The following is an 18,182-nucleotide window of genomic DNA, read 5'->3' as shown; positions in this document are numbered from 1 at the left end:
GCCACGGCCAGGAAGTTTAGATCCGCCCGCGCAGCACGGACCAGAACAGCCGCAGCCGTTTGAAGGGCTCTGGTTCATCGGGCTTGATCAGGACGGCCGAGGCCACGGCTGGAAAGGCGGCGGGCGGCAGTTTCCGCAATGCCCGATTGGCCTCGGACCGCGCCGCGCGCGCCTGATCGACCTGCCCGGTCTGGGCCAATCCGCGCACGCGGCCGGCCGCGCCAGCTGCCGCGTCATGTCCTTCCCCGACGAGGATACGCACGGTCGCCTGCATCGGGCCGACGTAGAAGGCGTCCAGGTCATGCGGCGCGCCATGCACGCGGCCGATATGGGCCTCGATCAAGGCGTCGAACGGCGCGCGCTCCAAGCCATGTCGCGTCACGGCGGCCGTCAAAGCCTCCAGGACAGGATGGCCCCGTCGCGGCGTATCGGAGAAGGCGCCGTCCATCTGTTCGGCCCACCAGGCGTAGCGCATCTCGGCCAGAAGCGGCTGGGTCACGCGCGTCGGGATGGCCATCAGTTCCGCCTCAAAGGCGTACAGGGCGATCAGGTCGGCGCGCGCTTGCTCGTCGGCCACGAAGCGGCTGGCCAGCCAGCGGTCGAGGTCGGCGGCGCGTACCTGGGCGTCAAGATCAACAGTCATGGCGACCGCCCTTCGACCATTGAGGCGGCGGCATCAAGTCCAGAACGCACACGGCCCGCCTCCCTTGCGGAAGACGGGCCGTGAACTCCAAGACGATAGCGCCCTTACGGACGACTGGCCATGCCCAGCTTGACCGGCTTGGCGTCGGCCTTGCCGCCGCCGCTGCGGTCCACGCCCCACAGCAGGATGATCGGCGCGCCCACATAGATGGACGAGAAGGTGCCGATGACCACGCCGAAGGCCAGGGTGATGGAGAAGCCGCGCAGGGCCTCGCCGCCGAAGACCGCCAGAACGATCAGCACCATGACCGTGGTCACGCCCGTGATGATGGTCCGCGACAGGGTCTCGTTGATCGACAGGTCGATCACGTCGCGCAGCGGCATGGTCTTATACTTGCGAAGGTTTTCGCGCAGGCGGTCGAACACGACGACGGTGTCGTTCATCGAATAGCCGATGACCGTCAGCAGAGCCGCGACGAGGTTCAGGCTGAACTCCATGCGCAGGGCGACGATGAGGCCGAACGTCAGTGCCACGTCGTGCAGCAGCCCCGCCACGGCGCCGATGCCGAACTGCCAGGGGAAGCGGAAGGCGATGTAGAGGAACATCAACACCACGGCCGAGACCAGAGCCAGGACCCCGTTGGTCAGCAGTTCGCCGGAGACCTTGGAGCCGACGACGCTGACGCCGGAATAGGTGACCTGGCCGACGGCCTCGCTGATGGCGCTTTCCACCTTCTCGACGACGGCGGTCTGGTCCTGGTCCGACGGCACCTGGAAGCGAACGATGGCGGTCGAGCCGTCATCGAGGTTGGTATCGCGACGGGCGATCCCCTGCACCTGGACGTCGCCCAGATCCAGCCCGCTGACCGAGCCGCGCAGCTTGTCCAGCTCCAGCACCTGACCGGCAGGCTTGGCGACCTCCATCGAGGCGCCCCCGCGGAAGTCGATGCCGAGGTTCAGACCGGGATAGAAACAGCCGATGATCGCCGCAACCGTCAGGATCGCCGACAGGATGGCGAAGCCTTTGGCGTACTTGACGAACTGAAAGTTCGTCTTGTGCGGCAGTAGTTTAATAATAGGCCAACCGTTCATCGACATCACTCCGCGATCGGCAGTTTCTTGGGCTTGGCGACCTTCAGCCAGTAGCCAAGCAGGACCTGGGCGACCAGGACGGACGAGAAGACCGAGGTGAACACCCCGATGGTCAGTGTCCAGGCGAAGCCACGCACGGGGCCGGCGCCGAACATGAACATGATCAATGCCGCCACCAGGGTGGTCAGGTTGGCGTCGACGATGGTGCCCATGGCGCGGTTGAACCCGGCATCCATGGACGCGATGACGGAGCGGCCCTGGCGGGCCTCATCGCGCATCCGCTCATAGATCAGCACGTTGGCGTCAACGGCCACCGCGAAGGTCAGGATCAGACCGGCGATGCCGGGCAGCGTCAGGGTGGCCTGGGTCAGCGACATGGCCGCGACGATCAGGATGCCGTTCAGGATCAGACCCAGAACCGAGATGCCGCCGAACAGGAAGCCGTAGGCCACGATCATGAAGACGACGATCACGACAAAGCCCAGGGCGGTGGACAGAGCGCCCGCCGCCACGGCGTCGGCGCCCAGCTCGGCGGTGACGACGCGACGTTCTTCGACGTTCAGAGGCGCCGGTAGGGCGCCGCCGTTCAGCAGGTTCACGAGCTCCGACGCCGAAGCGATGGTGAAGCTGCCCGTGATCTGGCCGCTGCCGCCGGTGATGGCCGATTGGATGGTCGGGGCCGAGATCACCTTTCCATCCAGGATGATGGCGAAGGGCTTGCCCAGGTTCTGGGCGGTCGCTTCGGCGAAGCGGCGGGCGCCTTGGCCGTCGAACTGGAAGTCGATGGCGGGGCGCTGGTTCTGGTCCGTACCGATGCCGGCGCGGGTCAGGTTTTCGCCCGACACCAGAATGCGCCTCTTGACGAGATAGGGCGTGCCTTGGTCATCGGTCAGAAGCTCGGCGTCCGGCGGCACGCGGCCGGCCAGGGCGTCGTTCAGCCCCGTCGGCGAGGTGTCGACCATCTGGAACGTCAGCTGAGCCGTCCGGCCGACCAGGCGCTCCAGCTCGGCCGGGTCGCTCTGACCCGGCGCCTGGACGACGATACGGTCGGCGCCCTGGCGGGTGATGGCGATTTCCTTGGTGCCCGAGCTGTCCAGACGACGGCGCACCACCTCGATCGACTGATCGACAGCGGTGGCCCCCATGCTGTTCAGGGCGACGTCAGTGAAGGCGTAACGGAGACGGCCGCCGCCCAGCTTGGTCGCTACCCGATCCGGCTGGCCGGTCGCGCCGGCGCCCTGCTGCGCCATGGTGCGCAAGGTGTTGAAGGCGGTGTCATAGGCCGCGCCCTCGGCGACGGTGACGACCACCCCGCCGGCTTCGCGCTGCATGCCCAAAATGTTGACCTGGTCTTCCCGCAGGGAGACCCGAACGTCTTCCATCAGGTTCGAGACGCGCTTTTCACGCATCTCGGGCACGTCGACCTCAAGCAGGAGGTAGGAGCCCCCCTGCAGGTCCAGCCCCAGGTTCAGGCCGTTGCTCGGCAGCCAGCTCGGCAGAGCCTCGCGCTGCGCCGGCGACAGCACGCTTGGGTAGGCCAGGAACAACCCGAGGACGAGCGATAGCGCGACCAGGGTGATCTTCCAGCGTGAAAGCTGAATCATGTCTCGGTTCTCTTCAGGGCCGGCGCGCGCCGCGCCGAGGCGAGGCTATCAGCCCTTGTCGTTGGCGGCGATGGCGGTGCGGTTGCGCACCTCGGCGATCATCGCCTTGACCACGCGGACGTTCACGCCCTGCGAGATCTCCACCATGGCCTCGGCGTCCTCGACGCGGGTGACCTTGCCGACCATGCCGTTGGACAGGACGACCTCGTCACCGCGCTTCACGCCGGCGATCAGGGCCTGATGCGCCTTCATCCGCTTTTGCTGCGGGCGGATCATCAGGAAGTAGAAGAGGACGAAGATCGCCAGGATCGGGGCGATGTTCACAAACAGGGCCATCAGGCCTCCGTCTTGGGCTGCGTTCATTAGGAAACTCCCCGACGCGGGCCGCGCCTTCATTGGGGGCCCTTCGAAATCAAGGCGCGGAAACTAGGGTGCGCCGGGCCGTTTTGCAACGCGACCTGATGACAAGAACGTCCGGACGCAGCCGCCCGGACGCTTCTTCCCACATCGTCAGCGCGGCAGGACCGTCAGCGGGTCCAGCGCGACCGGATCGTCGCCGCGCATCTGACGCACTTCGTAGTGGATCGACGGGCGGCCGTCGCCAGCGGTCAGACCCACGGTGCCGATGGTCTGGCCGGCCCGCACCTGAGCCCCGTCGCGCACAGTGGCCGAGCCCAGATGGCCGTAAACCGTGCGCCACCCGTCGCGGTGGACGATCAGGACCGTCAGCCCCTGCCCCACGATGTCGTCGCCGACATAGGCCACGGTTCCGTCGGCCGAGGCCTTGACCTCGGTTCCGGCCGCAGCACCGATGTTGATGCCGTTATTGCGCTCGCCCATGCCGACCGGCCCGAAGCGACGCAGGATGTCGCCGCGCACCGGCCATTGCAGGGCCAGCGGCTGGCCGACCGGGCTGGAGGGGGCCGCCGGCGCCGTGGCCGCAGGCGCGCGCGTCGGCGGCGGCAGGGGCGCGTTGCCGCTGGGCGGCGGCGGAGGTGGCGGAGCCACGCCGTTGTTGGACGTCCTGACGCCCACCGGCGACGGCCCGGTGGCGTAGGGGTCGGAGCCTCCGTCCACGGCGCTGTCAGGCAGGATGATGCGCTGGCCGGAGCTGATGGCGCCGCGCGGGCCCAGTTCGTTCAGATCGATCAGAATCTGCACCGGCGTGCGGAAACGGCGGCCCACGCCTGAAATCGTATCGCCCGGCTGAATCACATAGGTGGCGCCCGGCATCGCCGGATTGCCGCTTGTCGGTGGCGGCGTCACCGTGATCGGCGCGCCTGTCGACGGATAGGCCGGGCCGCCAGGAGGCGGCAGGCCGCCGCCCTCGATGTTGCCGGCCGGAGCGCGCGGGCCCTGCTCAATCGGAGGCTGGGCAGGCTGCTGGGGTTGCGCCGGCTGACCCTGATAATAGGGGTTATTCGGATAGGCCCCCGGCTGCTGGCCCTGCGGCTGCGGATAGCCGCCCGCGCCCATGGGCCGGGTCGAATAGCGCGGCTCGCTCGGATAGGTCGAACACGCGGTGACCGCCAGCGCCCCGCCGACGACCGCCGCCGCCCTGATCCAGCCCGTGAAGCCGCTCATGCGTCTCTCCGTATTAACCTTGTCCAGCAATGTGCCGCCGGTTTGCCCCGGTCCGCGGCCTAAGCCAACCCGGCAACCCGCGCAAAAGTGGGGCGGAAAGGTTAATGGAGCGGTGATATTTCGCCCTCAGCCCTCTTTCGCCGTTCCCTCGACCAAGGGGACGAAGCGGACTTCGCACAGGCTTTCGCGCTGGAAGCTGCCGTCCGGCTGGCCGGTGTAGCGGTTCAGCATCTGCACCGAGGTGCGACCCACCGGCGCGACCAGGACGCCGCCCGGCTTGAGTTGCTTCAGCAGTTCGGTCGGCTCATGCGGCGACGCGGCGGTGACCATGATGCGGTCGAACGGCGCCTGTTCGGGCCAGCCCTGCCCGCCGTCTCCATGGCGGGTGAAGACGTTGTCGATGCCGAGGATTTTCAACCGGTTCTCGGCCTCAGTTAAGAGGCTCTTGTAGCGTTCGACCGAGTAGACAAAGCGCGCCATGCGGCTGAGCACCGCGCATTGATAGCCGCTGCCGGTGCCGATCTCGAGCACGCGGTGGCGCGGCTGGACGTCCAGCGCCTGGGTCATCAGGCCGACGATGAAGGGCTGACTGATCGTCTGGGCGCAGTCGATCGGCAGGGCCTGATCCTCCCACGCCTGATCGAGGAATTTCTCATGGACGAAGACGGCGCGGTCGATGGATTCCATCGCCTGCAGAACCCGCGCGTCCGTCACCCCCTGACGCCGCAGCGACAGGATCAAGCGGCCCGCGCGGTCGTCCTTGAGACTCATTTTTCGTGCGGCCCCTTGGGCGGAGCGCCGCCCAGGACCTTCTTCAGGTCGTTGACCGACTGCATATGCGTCAGGTCGATGTGCAGCGGCGTGACCGAGATGCGGCCCTCGTCCATCGCGCGCAGATCGGTGCCCTCGGCGTGCTCCTGAGGCGCGCCGCGGAAGGCCATCCAGTAGTAGTCGCGGCCGCGCAGATCAGTGCGGCGGATGGCGTGCATCTCGCCGATGTCGCGGAAGCCCTGGCGGGTCACCTCGACCGACTTGACCAGTTCGGGCGGCAGGCGCGGGAAGTTGACGTTCATGACCACGCCCTCCCCCCATTTCTGCTCCAGCAGGCGAGAGACGATGCCCGGACCGAAGGCCTCGGCGGTTTCCCAATGCGCCACCACGTCGTCGTGGAAACGCTCCAGCGACTGCGACAGGGCGATGGAGCGAATGCCGAAAGCCATGCCCTGCAGGGCGCCGGCCACCGTGCCGGAATAGCTGACGTCCTCGCCCACGTTGTGGCCGCGATTGACGCCCGACAGCACCAGGTCGGGCTTCTCGGGCATGATGTCGTTGACGGCCAGGATAACGCAGTCGGTCGGGGTGCCAGTTACGGCGAAGCGCTTGTCGCCCAGCTTGTTGACGCGCAGCGGCTCGGTCAGGGTGATGCCCCGCCCCTTGGCCGACTGCTCGGTCTGGGGCGCGACGACCCAGACATCGTCCGACAGGGTGCGGGCGATCTTCTCGAGGCTGGCCAGGCCCTCGGCCTCGATGCCGTCGTCGTTGGTGAGGAGAATACGCATCAGTTGGACGCTACGCCTACAGTCTTGAGCCCGCCCATATAGGGCTGCAGGGCGGCCGGAACCGCGATGGTCCCGTCCTCCTGCTGATAGTTCTCCATCACCGCGACCAGGGTGCGGCCGACCGCCAGGCCCGAGCCGTTCAGGGTGTGCAGATATTCGGTCTTCTTCTCGCCCGCGCGTTTGAACCGGGCGTCCATGCGCCGGGCCTGGAAGTCGCCGCAGTTCGAGCAGGAGCTGATCTCGCGATAGGTGTTCTGGCTCGGCAGCCAGACCTCGAGATCATAGGTCTTCTGCGCCGAGAAGCCCATGTCGCCCTTGCACAGCAGCACCTTGCGATAGGGCAACTCCAGCGCCTGCAGCACCGCCTCGGCGCAGCCGGTCATGCGCTCATGCTCGGCTTCGGAATCCTCCGGGCGGCAGATGGAGACCATCTCGACCTTGGAGAACTGGTGCTGGCGGATCAGCCCACGCGTATCGCGGCCCGCCGAACCGGCCTCGGCGCGGAAACACGGCGTCAGCGCGGTCATGCGCATGGGCTGAGCGACCTCGTCCTCGGACAGGATCTGCTCCCGCACGAGGTTGGTCAGGGAGACTTCGGCGGTCGGGATCAACAGATGCTCGCCCGAGCGGAACAGGTCTTCCTCGAACTTCGGCAACTGACCGGTGCCGAACATGGCGTCGTCCTTGACCATGTAGGGTGGCGCGACTTCCTGATACCCGTGCTTGTCCGTCTGCATATCCAGCATGAACTGGCCGATGGCGCGCTCAAGACGCGCCAGTTGGCCCTTCAGCACGGCGAAGCGCGAGCCGGACATCTTGGCGGCGGCTTCAAAGTCCAGCAGGCCCAGCGCCTCGCCCAGATCGGCGTGATCCTTGGCCGGGCCGGTCGTGCGGGGTTCGCCCCACTTCAGGACTTCGACGTTGTCGTTCTCGTCCTCGCCGTCCGGCACATCGGCGGCGGCCAGGTTCTTCAGCCCGGCCAGCAGATCGCGCAGTTCGGCGCCCTTGGCGGTTTCGGCCTCGCCCGCCTCGGCGATCTCGGTCTTCAGCGCCTCGACCTCGGCCTTCAGGCGATCGGCCTCGGCCATGTCCTTCTTGCCCATGGCGGCGCCGATGGCCTTGGAGGCGGCGTTGCGCTTGGCCAGGGCGTCCTGACCGCGCGTCTGGGCGGCGCGCAGGTCCACGTCCAGCGCCAGAATGCGCGCGACCACATCAGCGGCGTCATCCACGCCGCGCGACGACCAGCCCGCAACGAAGGCTTCGGGATTGTCGCGAATGGCTCGGATATCGTGCATGGCGTCGCTCTTTCGGCGCTCGGGGAAGGAGAGCCGAAGGCTGTAGCGCCCCGCGCGGAGTCGGGCAAATGCTGAGGCGGGTTTCGACGCCCCCTTTTCGTAACAGTCTTAGTTGCCTATATGGTTTTCCAACGGCGCGGCGCAGGCTGCGTACAAACGGAGAGCGCACAATGATCGACGTCAGACCCTTCAACACCCTCGGCGGCGCCAACCACGGCTGGCTGAACGCCAAACATCACTTCTCGTTCGCCAACTACTATGATCCCAAGCGCATGGGCTGGGGGCGTCTGCGCGTCTGGAACGACGATGAGATCGCCGCGCAGTCGGGCTTTCCGCCCCACCCCCACGCCGACATGGAAATCATCACCTATGTCCGCACCGGAGCGATCACCCACCAGGACTCGATGGGCAATGCCGGCCGCACGGGAGCGGGCGACGTTCAGGTGATGAGCGCCGGGACCGGCGTGCGTCACGCCGAATACAATATGGAGAACGAGCTCACGACGCTGTTCCAGATCTGGATCGAGACGGATCGACCGGGCGCTCAGCCGTCGTGGGGACAGCGCGAGTTTCCCAAGAGCGACCGCTCGGGCCGCTTCACCGTGGTCGCCTCGGGCAATCCGGCGGACGAGGCGCTGACGATCAACGCCGACGCCAAGGTGCTGGCCGCCACGCTGAAGGCGGGCGAAAGCCTGTCTTATGATCTGGCCAGCGGCCGCCGCGCCTATCTGGTGCCCGCCGTGGGCCAGGTGGACGTCAACGGCACGACGCTGAACGCGCGCGACGGCGCCGGCATCATGGACGAACCGACGATCACCATCACGGCCAAGGAAGACGCCGAACTGGTGATGGTCGACAGCCTGTAAACCTGTCGAGGATGCTGATCCTGGGAGCGTGGGGCCCCAGGATCAGCCGCTGGATCAAAGCCCCAGCTTGGCCTTCAGGATGTCGTTGACGGCGGCCGGGTTGGCCTTGCCGCCGGTGGCCTTCATGACCTGGCCGACGAACCAGCCGATGGCCTGGGGCTTCTCGGCGACGGCGGCGGCCTTGTCGGGGTTGGCGGCGATGATCTCATCCACCGCCTTCTCGATGGCGCCGGTGTCCGTGACCTGCTTCAGGCCGTGCTTTTCGACCACCTCGGCGGGCGAGCCTTCGCCGTTCCAGACGTAATCGAAGACTTCCTTGGCGATCTTGGACGAGATGACGTTGGTCTCGATCAGCTCGACCAGTTGGGCCACGTGGGCGGCGGGCAGCGGGTTATCGCTGAAGTCCTTGCCATCGGCCGCCAGACGGGCCGAAACCTCGTTCGTCACCCAGTTGGACACCAGCTTGGCGTCGCGGCCTTTCGCGGCGGCCTCGAAATAGTCGGCCTTGGCCTGTTCCGAGATCAGGACGCCCGCGTCGTATTGCGACAGACCGTACTCGCTCATGAAGCGACGGCGCTTGTCGTCCGGCAGTTCCGGCAGGCTGGCCTTGATCTCGTCGATCCAGGCCTGTTCCAGCACCAGCGGCAGCAGGTCGGGGTCGGGGAAGTAGCGATAGTCCTGCGCCTCTTCCTTGGAGCGCATGGAGCGGGTCTCGCCCTTCACCGCGTCGAACAGACGGGTTTCCTGCATGATCGAACCGCCGTCTTCGAGGATCTCGATCTGGCGGCGCGCCTCATACTGGATCGCCTGAGAAATGAAGCGGAAGCTGTTGACGTTCTTGATCTCGCAGCGCGTGCCCAGGAAGCTGAAGTCGCCAGTTTCCTTGAACTTGTCGTAGTTTCCGGCCCGGCAGACCGACACGTTCACGTCGGCGCGCAGGTTGCCCTTCTCCATGTCGCCGTCGCAGGTGCCGAGATAGATCAGGATGGTCCTGATCTTCTTGACGTAGGCGACCGCCTCTTCCGGGGTGCGGATGTCGGGGCGCGAGACGATCTCCATCAGCGCCGTGCCGGCCCGGTTCAGGTCGACGTAGGACTCGGTCGGCGACAGATCGTGGATCAGCTTGCCCGCGTCCTGTTCCAGGTGCAGGCGCTCGATGCCGACGTTGAAGAAGCTGCCGTCCTCGGCCTCCACCTCGACCACGCCTTCGCCCACGATGGGGTGATACAGCTGGCTGATCTGATAGCCGGTCGGCAGGTCGGGATAGAAGTAGTTCTTGCGGTCGAACTGGCTCTTCAGATTGATCTGGGCGCGCAGGCCCAGGCCCGACTTCACCGCCTGCTCGACGCAGTATTTGTTCAGGGTCGGCAGCATGCCGGGGAAGCCCGCGTCGATCAGCGACACCTGCTCGTTCGGCCCGGCGCCGAAGCCGACCGCCGCGCCCGAGAACAGCTTGGCGTTCGAGGCGACCTGGGCGTGGATCTCCAGACCCATGACGATTTCCCAAGCGCCCGTGCGGCCTTGGATCAGTTTGGAGTTCTCAGTCATGCTCACCACCAACGGTCCGGCTTGGCGACGAAGCCCGCCGCGTCTTCGAGGGCGCCCGCGACCTGGAAGACGGTCGCTTCATCCAGGGCCTTGCCGATGACCTGAAGGCCCAGCGGCAGGCCGTCGCTGTTCAGTCCCGCAGGCACCGAAATGCCCGGCAGACCGGCCAGATTGGTCGTCACCGTGAAGACGTCGTTCAGATACATGGTCAGCGGGTCGATCTGCTTGTCGCCGATGGCGAAGGCGGCCGACGGGGTGGACGGCGTCAGGATGGCGTCCACCTTGCCCCAGACATTGTCGAAGTCCTCGGCGATGCGGCGACGCACCTTCAGCGCCTTGACGTAATAGGCGTCGTAGAAGCCCGCCGACAGCACATAGGCGCCGATGGTCAGGCGGCGCTGGACCTCCTTGCCGAAGCCCTCGGCACGCGAGGCGGCGTAGAGATCGTCCAGCGACGAAAAGTCTTCGGCGCGGTGGCCGAAGCGCATCCCGTCATAGCGGGCCAGGTTCGACGACGCCTCGGCCGGGGCCACGATGTAATAGGTCGGCAGGGCGTATTTGGTGTGCGGCAGGCTGATCTCGACGATCTCGCAACCGGCGGCCTTCAGCCACTCGACGCCCTGTTGCCACAGCGCCTTGATCTCTTCGGACATGCCGTCGATCAGGTATTCCGCCGGCACGCCGATGCGCAGGCCCTTGACCGACTGGCCGACCGACTGGGTCCAGTCGGGGGTCGGGACGTCGAGGCTGGTCGAGTCCTTGGTGTCGAACGAGCACATGGACTTCAACAGAAGGGCCGCGTCCTTCACCGTTTTGGTGATCGGCCCCGCCTGATCCAGCGACGAGGCGAAGGCCACCATGCCGAAGCGGCTGGCGCGGCCATAGGTCGGCTTGATGCCGACCGTGCCGGTGAAGGCTGCAGGCTGGCGGATCGAGCCGCCGGTATCCGAGGCCGTCGCGGCCAGACACAGGTCAGAGGCCACGGCCGAGGCCGAACCGCCCGACGAGCCGCCCGGCGTCAGCTCGGCGTTCGACCCCTTGGACTTCCACGGGTTCTTCACCGGACCGAAGGCCGAGGTCTCGTTGGCCGAGCCCATGGCGAACTCGTCCATGTTCAGCTTGCCCAGCATGACCGCCCCGTCCCGCCACAGATTGGCGGTGACGGTCGATTCATACGGCGGGACGAAACCACGCAGCATGTTGGAGGCGGCGGTCGTCTGCACGCCTTCGGTGCAGAACAGGTCCTTGATCCCCAGCGGCGCGCCTTCCAGCGCCCCGCCCTCGCCCCTGGCCAGCTTGGCGTCAGAGGCGCGCGCCTGTGCCAGCGCCTTGTCCGCCGTCACCTCGATATAGGCGTTCAGCGTCGGGTTGGAGGCCTCGATATTGGTCAGGAAGGCCTGGGTCAGCTCTTCCGACGAGAAGGTCTTGGCCTTCATGCCGTCGACGGCGTCAGCCAGCGTCAGTTTGGTCAGATCGGTCATGACTTACTCCACGACCTTGGGCACGACGAAGAAGCCGTCGGCGGACTTGGGCGCGTTGGACAGGACATCGGCGACCCTGTCGCCATCGGTGACCACGTCGTCGCGCAGGCGCAAGGGTTGGGACACGTTGGAGGTCATCGGCTCGACGCCCTGCACGTCCACCTCGTCCAGCTGTTCGATCCACTGCAGGATGCCGTTCAGCTCCTGGGCCAGCGGCTCCAGGCGGTCCTCGGGGGTCTTGATGCGGGCGAGATGCGCAACCTTGCGCACCGTCGCGGCGTCGATGGCCATGCGGCCCTCCAAAGCATGAGAGTCTGAGGGGGCGGGATTAGCGTTTCAACGCCGGTTCGACAAGGATCGGGCGCCGCACTTCGTCCAGCTTGACCATGGCGACCAAAGGCCCCCTATCCTGACAGACCGCCTGCCGCGAAGATGAAGGCCCGCCTACAAGGAGACCCGACAATGAAGATCACCGGCCCCCAAGCCCGCGCCGCGCGCGCCCTGGTGCAATGGCCGCGCGACCATGTGGCCCGCCTGTCGGGACTGACGGTCGATGTCCTGGCCGACTTCGAACGTGAGAACGTCGATCCGGGCGACGAAGCCCGCAGCCGCCTTCAGGCCGCGCTGGAAGAAGGCGGGGCTGTGTTTCTGGGTGAAGTCGACGGCGGCCTGGGCGTGCGGCTGAAGTTCACCCGCAAGGAAGTCCGCTCGATCCGCAGCATGGAGAATGAAGGCGGGCCGGTTGGGGATGATGACGTGTGAGGCCCTGCCGTCAAGGGAGAGGCGCTTTGACACGCGCCTCTACAGGGCCTAACGCGCCCTCGTGCCTGTCTTTGATCTCTCCGACCTGTCCGCCGCCTGCCCGCCCAACACCCCGTGGCTGGGTCTGGATCTGGGCGAGAACACCATCGGCGTCGCCGCCTCCGACGCCGGGCGCATCATCGCCAGCCCGCTGGAGCTGATCCGCAAGACCAAGTTCAGCCAGGACGCCGAACAACTGTTCCGGATCATGGACGGCCGCAAGGTTTCGGCGCTGGTTATCGGCCTGCCGTTGAACATGGACGGGACCGAGGGGCCGCGCGCCCAGTCGTGCCGCGCCTTCGCCCGCAATCTGGAACGGTTCCGGCCGGTCAACGTCGCCTTTCAGGACGAGCGGCTGTCGACCACTGCGGTCGAGCGGTTCCTGATCGACGAGCTGGACCTGACCCGCAAGCGCCGCGCCGATGTGGTGGACCGCACCGCCGCCGCCTGGATTCTGCAAGGCGCGCTGGACCGGCTGCGCCCCTGAGATGGCGGCCATATTCGCGGGCGTCCTGCCGGTCTTCCTGCTGCTGGCGCTCGGCTATGGGTTGAAGAAATCCGACTACCTGCCCGACGCCGCCTGGCGGCCCATCGAGAAGCTGGCGATTAATGTCCTTTATCCCGGCTTCCTGATCCCGGCGATCTGGAATGCGGACCTGTCGGGCTCGGCCGCAGGCGCAGCGGGCGCCGCAGCAGTCACAGTGTCCGTCATCATCTCCGCCTTGACCCTGCTGTCCAAGCCGCTTCTGCCCCTCAGCGGCCCGGCCTACACCAGCGTTTTTCAGGGCATGATCCGCTGGAACAGCTTCGTCTTCCTGCCCGTCGTTCAGGCGACATTCGGGCCGGAGGGCGTAGGCCTGGCCGCCGTGGTCATCGCCGCCATGATCCCGGTCAGCAACATCCTGAGCGTCATCGTCCTGGCCAAGTGGGGGGCGGACCAGCGCGGCGCCTCGCCCAAGGCCCTGTTCCGGGCGATGATGTCCAACCCCATCCTGCTGGCCTGTCTGCTGGGGCTGGCGCTGAACTTCTCGGGCGCGCCCAAGCCCCCGGGCGTGGCCGAGACGCTGCAACTGCTGGGCTCGGCCGCCTTGCCGCTGGGCCTGATCGTGGCGGGGGCTGGTCTCAGCTTCCGCGAACTGGCCCGCACCCGCGTCACGGTCAGCGCCGTGGTGGTGGTCAAGATGATCGTGACGCCGCTGGCCATGTGGCAGCTGGCGCGCCTGTATGGCGGCGATGAGACGGCCCAGGGAATCGCCTTGCTGTGCGGCGCCGCGCCAGGCGCCGCCTCGGCCTATGTGCTGGCGCGTCAGATGGGCGGAGACGCGCCGTTGATGGCCGGGATCATCGCGGCGACGACGGTATTCTCGGTCATCGGCATCCCTGCGGCCCTGCTGCTATTCCATCTGGCCTGAGTCCCGCCTATTACGGCGTCTCAATGACCCACGCAGCGCCTGTCACCGATCTCATCAAGGAACGGCTGACGCCGTTTCCTCGCGACCACTTCCTCGCCGCCGGAGATCTTCATCCGCCGGCCGCCTTGGCCTTGCTGGACCTGGCCGACGCCTTCGTCGACTTCAACCGGCAATCGGCCAAGGGCGTCGACCTGATGCGCGGCCAGACGGTCGTGAACCTGTTCTTCGAGAATTCGACGCGGACCAGTTCCTCCTTCGAGATCGCGGCCAAGCGTCTGGGCGCCGACGTCGTGACCATGCCGGTCGCCTCTTCCTCGGTGAAGAAGGGCGAGACGCTGATCGACACCGCCGTGACGCTGAACGCCATGAAGCCGGAGATTCTGGTCGTGCGCCATGCATCCTCGGGCGCGGTGGACCTGCTGTCGCAGAAGGTCGGTTGCGCCGTGGTCAACGCGGGCGACGGGCGGCACGAACACCCGACGCAGGCCCTGCTAGACCTGCTGTCCATCCGCCGCGCCTTCGGCGACGTGGGCGGGCTGAGCATAGCCATCTGCGGCGACATCGCCCACAGCCGCGTGGCGCGCTCGAACGTCGCCCTGCTGCAGATGATGGGCGCGCGGGTGCGGCTGATCGGACCGCCGACGCTGGTGCCCGGCGACGCCGACCGCTGGGGCTGCGAGGTCTTCCACGACATGAAGGAGGGTTTGGCCGGTTGCGACGTGGTGATGATGCTGCGCCTTCAGCTGGAGCGGATGGCGGGCGCCCTGATCCCCTCGACCCGCGAGTATTTCCGCTTCTGGGGTCTGGATCGTGAGAAACTGGCCTGGGCCGCGCCCAGCGCCAAGGTCATGCACCCCGGCCCGATGAACCGGGGCGTGGAGATCGATTCCGACGTGGCCGATGATCTGAGCGTCTCCCTGATCCAGGATCAGGTCGAGATGGGCGTCGCCGCCCGCATGGCCGTTCTGGCCGCCCTCGCCCACCGCCGCGCGGGAGGCGCCGCATGACCGCCGCTCAACAGCCGATCGCCATCATCAACGCCCGCCTGCTGGACCCGGCCAGCGACTATGACGGCCCCGGCGCGGTCCTGATCGAGAACGGCCGCATCGTCGAGGTCATCCACGGCCAGGCCACCCAACGCCCCGAAGGCGTGCAGATCATCGACGCCGAGGGCCGCTGCTTGGCGCCCGGCCTGATCGACATCCGGGTCAAGACCGGCGAGCCGGGCAATGAGCCGAAGGAGACGCTGAAATCGGCCAGCCTGTCGGCGGCGGCGGGGGGCGTCACCACCATCGTCGTCCAGCCCGACACCGATCCGGCCATCGACGACCCGGCCATGATCGACCACATCCAGCGCCGCGGCGCCGCCCTCGATCTGGTCCACGTCCGCGCGGCGGGCGCGGCCACGCAATCGCGCGACGGCGAACGCATGGCCGAGATCGGCCTGATGCACGAAGCGGGCGCCCTGTATTTCACCGACGGCGACCGGGTGATCCGCAACACCCGCACCCTGCAGCGGGTGATGAGCTACGCCGCCTCGTTCAACGCCCTGATCGCCTGCCGCCCGACCGAACCCTGGCTGTCGGAAGGCGCGGTGGCGACTGCCGGCGAACTGGCGACCCGGTTGGGCCTGTCGGGCGCGCCTGCCATCGCCGAGCGTATCCAGCTGGAGCGCGACCTGGCCCTGGTCGAGCAGACCGGCGCCCGCTTCCTGATCGACCAGATCTCGACCGAGGGCGCGCTGGAGACGCTGGCCCGCGCCCGTGCGCGCGGGCTGGAGGTCGCGGCCTCGGCCTCGATCAACCACCTGTGCTTCAACGAGATCGATATCGGCGACTACCGCACCTTCTACCGGCTGGACCCGCCGCTGCGCGCCGAGAGCGACCGGCAGGCGCTGGTCGAGGCCGTGCGCGACGGCCTGATCGACGTCATCACCTCGGCCCACTGTCCCGAACCGGCCGAGAACAAGCGCCGCCCCTTCGCCGAGGCCGAACCGGGCGCCGTGGGTCTGGAGACCCTGCTGCCCGCCGCCCTGACGCTGCACCATGAATACGGCGTCGACCTGCTGGACGTTCTGCGGCCGCTGACGCAGGGGCCCGCGGCCCTGCTGGGGCTGGAGGCCGGAGAGCTGTCGCAAGGGTCGCCCGCCGACCTGGTGCTATTCGACGCCGGGGCGCCGGTGGTGATCGACGCCGCGACCCTGCGCTCCAAGTCGAAGAATTCGCCCTTTGACGGGCGGCGACTGCAAGGGAAGGTCTTGCTCACCGTCGTTTCGGGCCGCATCGTCCACGACGCACGTTAAAGGGAGCGAATCACTTGCAGGATCTGGCGGGACCGGCGCTCCTTACGCTCGGGCTTGTGGCTATTGGCGGATACCTGCTGGGCTCCATTCCCTTCGGCGTCATCCTGACCCGCGCGGCCGGCGCGGGCGACGTGCGCAGCATCGGCTCAGGCAATATCGGCGCGACCAACGTGCTGCGCACCGGGCGCAAGGATCTGGCCATCGCCACCTTGATCCTGGACGCGGGCAAGGGGGCGGTCGCCCTGCTGATCGCGCGGCATCTGTTCGGGTCCGAGGCCATGGGCGCCATCGCCGGCGGCGCGGCCTTCCTGGGCCACCTGTTCCCTGTCTGGCTGGGTTTCAAGGGCGGCAAGGGGGTGGCGACCTTCTTCGGCCTGATCCTGGCTGCTTGCTGGCCGCTGGGCCTGTTGGCGGCGGCGACCTGGCTGCTGATGGCCTTCGCCCTGCGCTATTCCTCGCTGTCGGCCCTGGTGGCCGCGGCGCTGACGCCGCTCTACGCCCTGCTGCCCCTGCCCGCCCTGGGCCTTCCGGCGCCCTCGCCGGTCGTGGTCATGGCGATCTTCACCGCCGTGCTGATCTTCATCAGGCACCATGAGAACATCGGCCGTCTGCTGAAAGGCGCGGAGCCCAAGATCGGGGCGAAGAAGGCGTGACGCCGCTGTCGGAGGCCGAGCGTTTCGCCCGCCTCCGGCTCGCCCGGACCGACCGCGTCGGCCCCGTCGCCTTTTCTCAGTTGCTTCAACGGTTCGGTTCGGCCGAGCGCGCGCTGGACGCCCTGCCCGACCTGATCCGCAGCCGGGGACGGAACGGCTACGCCATACCTGCGCCCGACGCCGTCGAGGGCGAGCTTGAGGCGGGCGCCCGCATCGGCGCGCGCCTGATCCTGTGGGGCGAGGACGCCTATCCCGAAGCCCTCGCCGCCGTCGACCCGCCGCCGCCTCTGCTGTGGACCCTAGGCGATGCGGCGTTAATGCGGCGGCCTTGCATGGCCATCGTCGGGGCGCGCATCGCCTCGGCCGGCGGCCAAAGGATCGCACGGGGCCTGGCCCAGCAGTTAGGCGAAAACGGTCATGTCGTCGTGTCGGGCCTGGCGCGCGGGGTGGATGCGGCGGCCCATCTGGGCGCCCTCGAAACCGGCACGGTCGCCGTTCTCGGCGGCGGCGTGGACGACGTGTATCCCTCCGACAACGCCGAACTGTATCGCCAGATCGCCGAGCGCGGCTGCATTGTCTCGGAAAGCCCTGTCGGCGCACGGGCCCAGGCCCGCGATTTCCCGCGTCGCAACCGCATCATCTCGGGCCTGTCGCGCGGAGTGGTCGTTGTCGAGGCGGAGATCCGCTCCGGCTCTCTGATCACCGCGCGGCTGGCGGGCGAACAGGGCCGGGATGTCTTCGCCGTGCCCGGCTCGCCGCTGGACCCGCGCTCCAAGGGGCCGAACGAGTTGCTGCGCCAAGGCGCCATACTTTGCGAAGGCATCGAGGATATCGAACGCGCCTTCGCGTCCTTCAGGACGCTGCGAGAACCGCCCGCTGATTCGCCTTTCGACACCGGGGCGCCCGGTGAGATCACCGACGATGTGCTGGACCGCATCGAGGCCCTGCTGTCGCCATCGCCGGTCAGCCGCGACGAACTGGCGCGCGCGGCGAGATTATCCGTTGCGGAGACAGCCGCCGCCTTACTGGAGCTACACCTTGTCGGGCGGGCCACTCTGTTGGCTGGAGGTCTGGCCTCGATCTAGGCAGGGGCTGCGCGGCGCGCTGCGTCCGCCGCGCGTTCAAGCAGCCCAGCCAACCGCTCATCCCCGTCCCAGCGGGCCATTCCGGCGAGTTCCGTGGCCATGGCGGCGACGTACTCGCGAACCGGATAGTCGCTCAGATCCGGGCCTGACGCCCTGGGGCGTCGCTGCGAAGTTTGGCTCATCGTCAACCCTCCCGAGAACACCTGAGAGGAACACAACTTATGGGCGTTTGTAAACTGGTGTTACGCGGAAAGGTTG

General features: G+C 67.4%; 20 protein-coding genes. 8 read left to right on the top strand and 12 right to left on the bottom strand.

What is annotated here, in order from left to right; translation table 11 throughout:
* Positions 1–16 precede the first annotated feature (16 nt).
* From H9656_RS03050 to serS, 8 genes are all read right to left on the bottom strand, one after another.
* Complete coding sequence (locus H9656_RS03050) at positions 17–643, bottom strand: squalene/phytoene synthase family protein (protein WP_191742788.1); 627 nt, start codon at positions 641–643, stop codon at positions 17–19.
* A gap of 104 nt (positions 644–747) precedes the next feature.
* Entirely contained in the window at positions 748–1,740 is a 993-nt protein-coding gene (gene secF / locus H9656_RS03045; protein WP_191742787.1) for a protein translocase subunit SecF, read from the bottom strand.
* Positions 1,740–3,338, bottom strand: coding sequence for a protein translocase subunit SecD (gene secD / locus H9656_RS03040; protein WP_191742786.1), 1,599 nt, complete (start codon positions 3,336–3,338; stop codon positions 1,740–1,742). The genes secF and secD overlap by 1 nt, the downstream gene beginning before the upstream one ends.
* A gap of 48 nt (positions 3,339–3,386) precedes the next feature.
* Positions 3,387–3,701, bottom strand: a complete 315-nt coding sequence (yajC, locus tag H9656_RS03035; protein ID WP_191742785.1) for a preprotein translocase subunit YajC — start codon at positions 3,699–3,701, stop codon at positions 3,387–3,389.
* 147 nt (positions 3,702–3,848) lie between these two features.
* The gene (locus H9656_RS03030; RefSeq protein ID WP_191742784.1) at positions 3,849–4,922 is read right to left on the bottom strand and encodes a peptidoglycan DD-metalloendopeptidase family protein; all 1,074 of its coding nucleotides are present in this window, start codon (positions 4,920–4,922) and stop codon (positions 3,849–3,851) included.
* A gap of 126 nt (positions 4,923–5,048) precedes the next feature.
* On the bottom strand, positions 5,049–5,693 hold the full coding sequence (locus H9656_RS03025; protein ID WP_191742783.1) for a protein-L-isoaspartate(D-aspartate) O-methyltransferase: 645 nt from the start codon (positions 5,691–5,693) through the stop codon (positions 5,049–5,051).
* Positions 5,690–6,481: a 5'/3'-nucleotidase SurE gene (gene surE / locus H9656_RS03020; protein ID WP_191742782.1), complete on the bottom strand. Its 792-nt coding sequence runs from the start codon at positions 6,479–6,481 to the stop codon at positions 5,690–5,692. Before surE ends, H9656_RS03025 begins: the two co-directional genes overlap by 4 nt.
* Complete coding sequence (gene serS, locus H9656_RS03015; RefSeq protein WP_191742781.1) at positions 6,481–7,776, bottom strand: serine--tRNA ligase; 1,296 nt, start codon at positions 7,774–7,776, stop codon at positions 6,481–6,483. The genes surE and serS overlap by 1 nt, the downstream gene beginning before the upstream one ends.
* 170 nt (positions 7,777–7,946) lie before the next feature.
* On the opposite strand from serS, the gene H9656_RS03010 reads away from it, so the two are divergent.
* Positions 7,947–8,642 carry a pirin family protein gene (locus H9656_RS03010; protein WP_191742780.1) on the top strand — a complete coding sequence of 232 codons (696 nt, stop codon included), beginning with the start codon at positions 7,947–7,949 and terminating at the stop codon, positions 8,640–8,642.
* Positions 8,643–8,696: 54 nt separating this feature from the next.
* Here H9656_RS03010 and gatB read toward each other — a convergent pair whose 3' ends face one another.
* From gatB to gatC, 3 genes are read right to left on the bottom strand one after another with little or no spacing between them, the layout of a single operon-like run.
* On the bottom strand, positions 8,697–10,190 hold the full coding sequence (gatB, locus tag H9656_RS03005; RefSeq protein ID WP_191742779.1) for an Asp-tRNA(Asn)/Glu-tRNA(Gln) amidotransferase subunit GatB: 1,494 nt from the start codon (positions 10,188–10,190) through the stop codon (positions 8,697–8,699).
* Positions 10,191–10,192: 2 nt separating this feature from the next.
* Entirely contained in the window at positions 10,193–11,671 is a 1,479-nt protein-coding gene (gene gatA / locus H9656_RS03000) for an Asp-tRNA(Asn)/Glu-tRNA(Gln) amidotransferase subunit GatA (protein ID WP_191742778.1), read from the bottom strand.
* Positions 11,672–11,674: 3 nt separating this feature from the next.
* Positions 11,675–11,962: an Asp-tRNA(Asn)/Glu-tRNA(Gln) amidotransferase subunit GatC gene (gene gatC / locus H9656_RS02995; protein WP_191742777.1), complete on the bottom strand. Its 288-nt coding sequence runs from the start codon at positions 11,960–11,962 to the stop codon at positions 11,675–11,677.
* 171 nt (positions 11,963–12,133) lie between these two features.
* On the opposite strand from gatC, the gene H9656_RS02990 reads away from it, so the two are divergent.
* The 7 genes from H9656_RS02990 (at position 12,134) to dprA (ending at position 17,924) form a co-directional block, all read left to right on the top strand.
* Complete coding sequence (locus tag H9656_RS02990; protein WP_191742776.1) at positions 12,134–12,433, top strand: DNA-binding protein; 300 nt, start codon at positions 12,134–12,136, stop codon at positions 12,431–12,433.
* 61 nt (positions 12,434–12,494) lie between these two features.
* Positions 12,495–12,959 (top strand): Holliday junction resolvase RuvX, encoded by a 465-nt coding sequence (gene ruvX, locus H9656_RS02985; protein ID WP_191742775.1) that lies wholly within the window; start codon positions 12,495–12,497, stop codon positions 12,957–12,959.
* Between the two features lies 1 nt (position 12,960).
* On the top strand, positions 12,961–13,884 hold the full coding sequence (locus H9656_RS02980) for an AEC family transporter (RefSeq protein WP_191742774.1): 924 nt from the start codon (positions 12,961–12,963) through the stop codon (positions 13,882–13,884).
* A gap of 23 nt (positions 13,885–13,907) precedes the next feature.
* Positions 13,908–14,891: an aspartate carbamoyltransferase catalytic subunit gene (locus tag H9656_RS02975; RefSeq protein ID WP_191742773.1), complete on the top strand. Its 984-nt coding sequence runs from the start codon at positions 13,908–13,910 to the stop codon at positions 14,889–14,891.
* Complete coding sequence (pyrC, locus tag H9656_RS02970) at positions 14,888–16,186, top strand: dihydroorotase (RefSeq protein WP_191742772.1); 1,299 nt, start codon at positions 14,888–14,890, stop codon at positions 16,184–16,186. Before H9656_RS02975 ends, pyrC begins: the two co-directional genes overlap by 4 nt.
* Positions 16,187–16,200: 14 nt before the next feature.
* Positions 16,201–16,839 (top strand): glycerol-3-phosphate 1-O-acyltransferase PlsY, encoded by a 639-nt coding sequence (gene plsY / locus H9656_RS02965; RefSeq protein ID WP_191742771.1) that lies wholly within the window; start codon positions 16,201–16,203, stop codon positions 16,837–16,839.
* Positions 16,836–17,924 (top strand): DNA-processing protein DprA, encoded by a 1,089-nt coding sequence (gene dprA / locus H9656_RS02960; protein WP_191742770.1) that lies wholly within the window; start codon positions 16,836–16,838, stop codon positions 17,922–17,924. The genes plsY and dprA overlap by 4 nt, the downstream gene beginning before the upstream one ends.
* Here the strand turns inward: dprA and H9656_RS02955 are convergent.
* Positions 17,921–18,106, bottom strand: coding sequence for a hypothetical protein (locus H9656_RS02955; RefSeq protein WP_191742769.1), 186 nt, complete (start codon positions 18,104–18,106; stop codon positions 17,921–17,923). The genes dprA and H9656_RS02955 overlap by 4 nt on opposite strands.
* Positions 18,107–18,182: the final 76 nt, after the last annotated feature.

It is taken from the genome of Brevundimonas guildfordensis, from assembly GCF_014836405.1.
GTDB lineage: Bacteria > Pseudomonadota > Alphaproteobacteria > Caulobacterales > Caulobacteraceae > Brevundimonas > Brevundimonas guildfordensis.
This window is presented reverse-complemented; position numbering and strand designations above follow the sequence as displayed.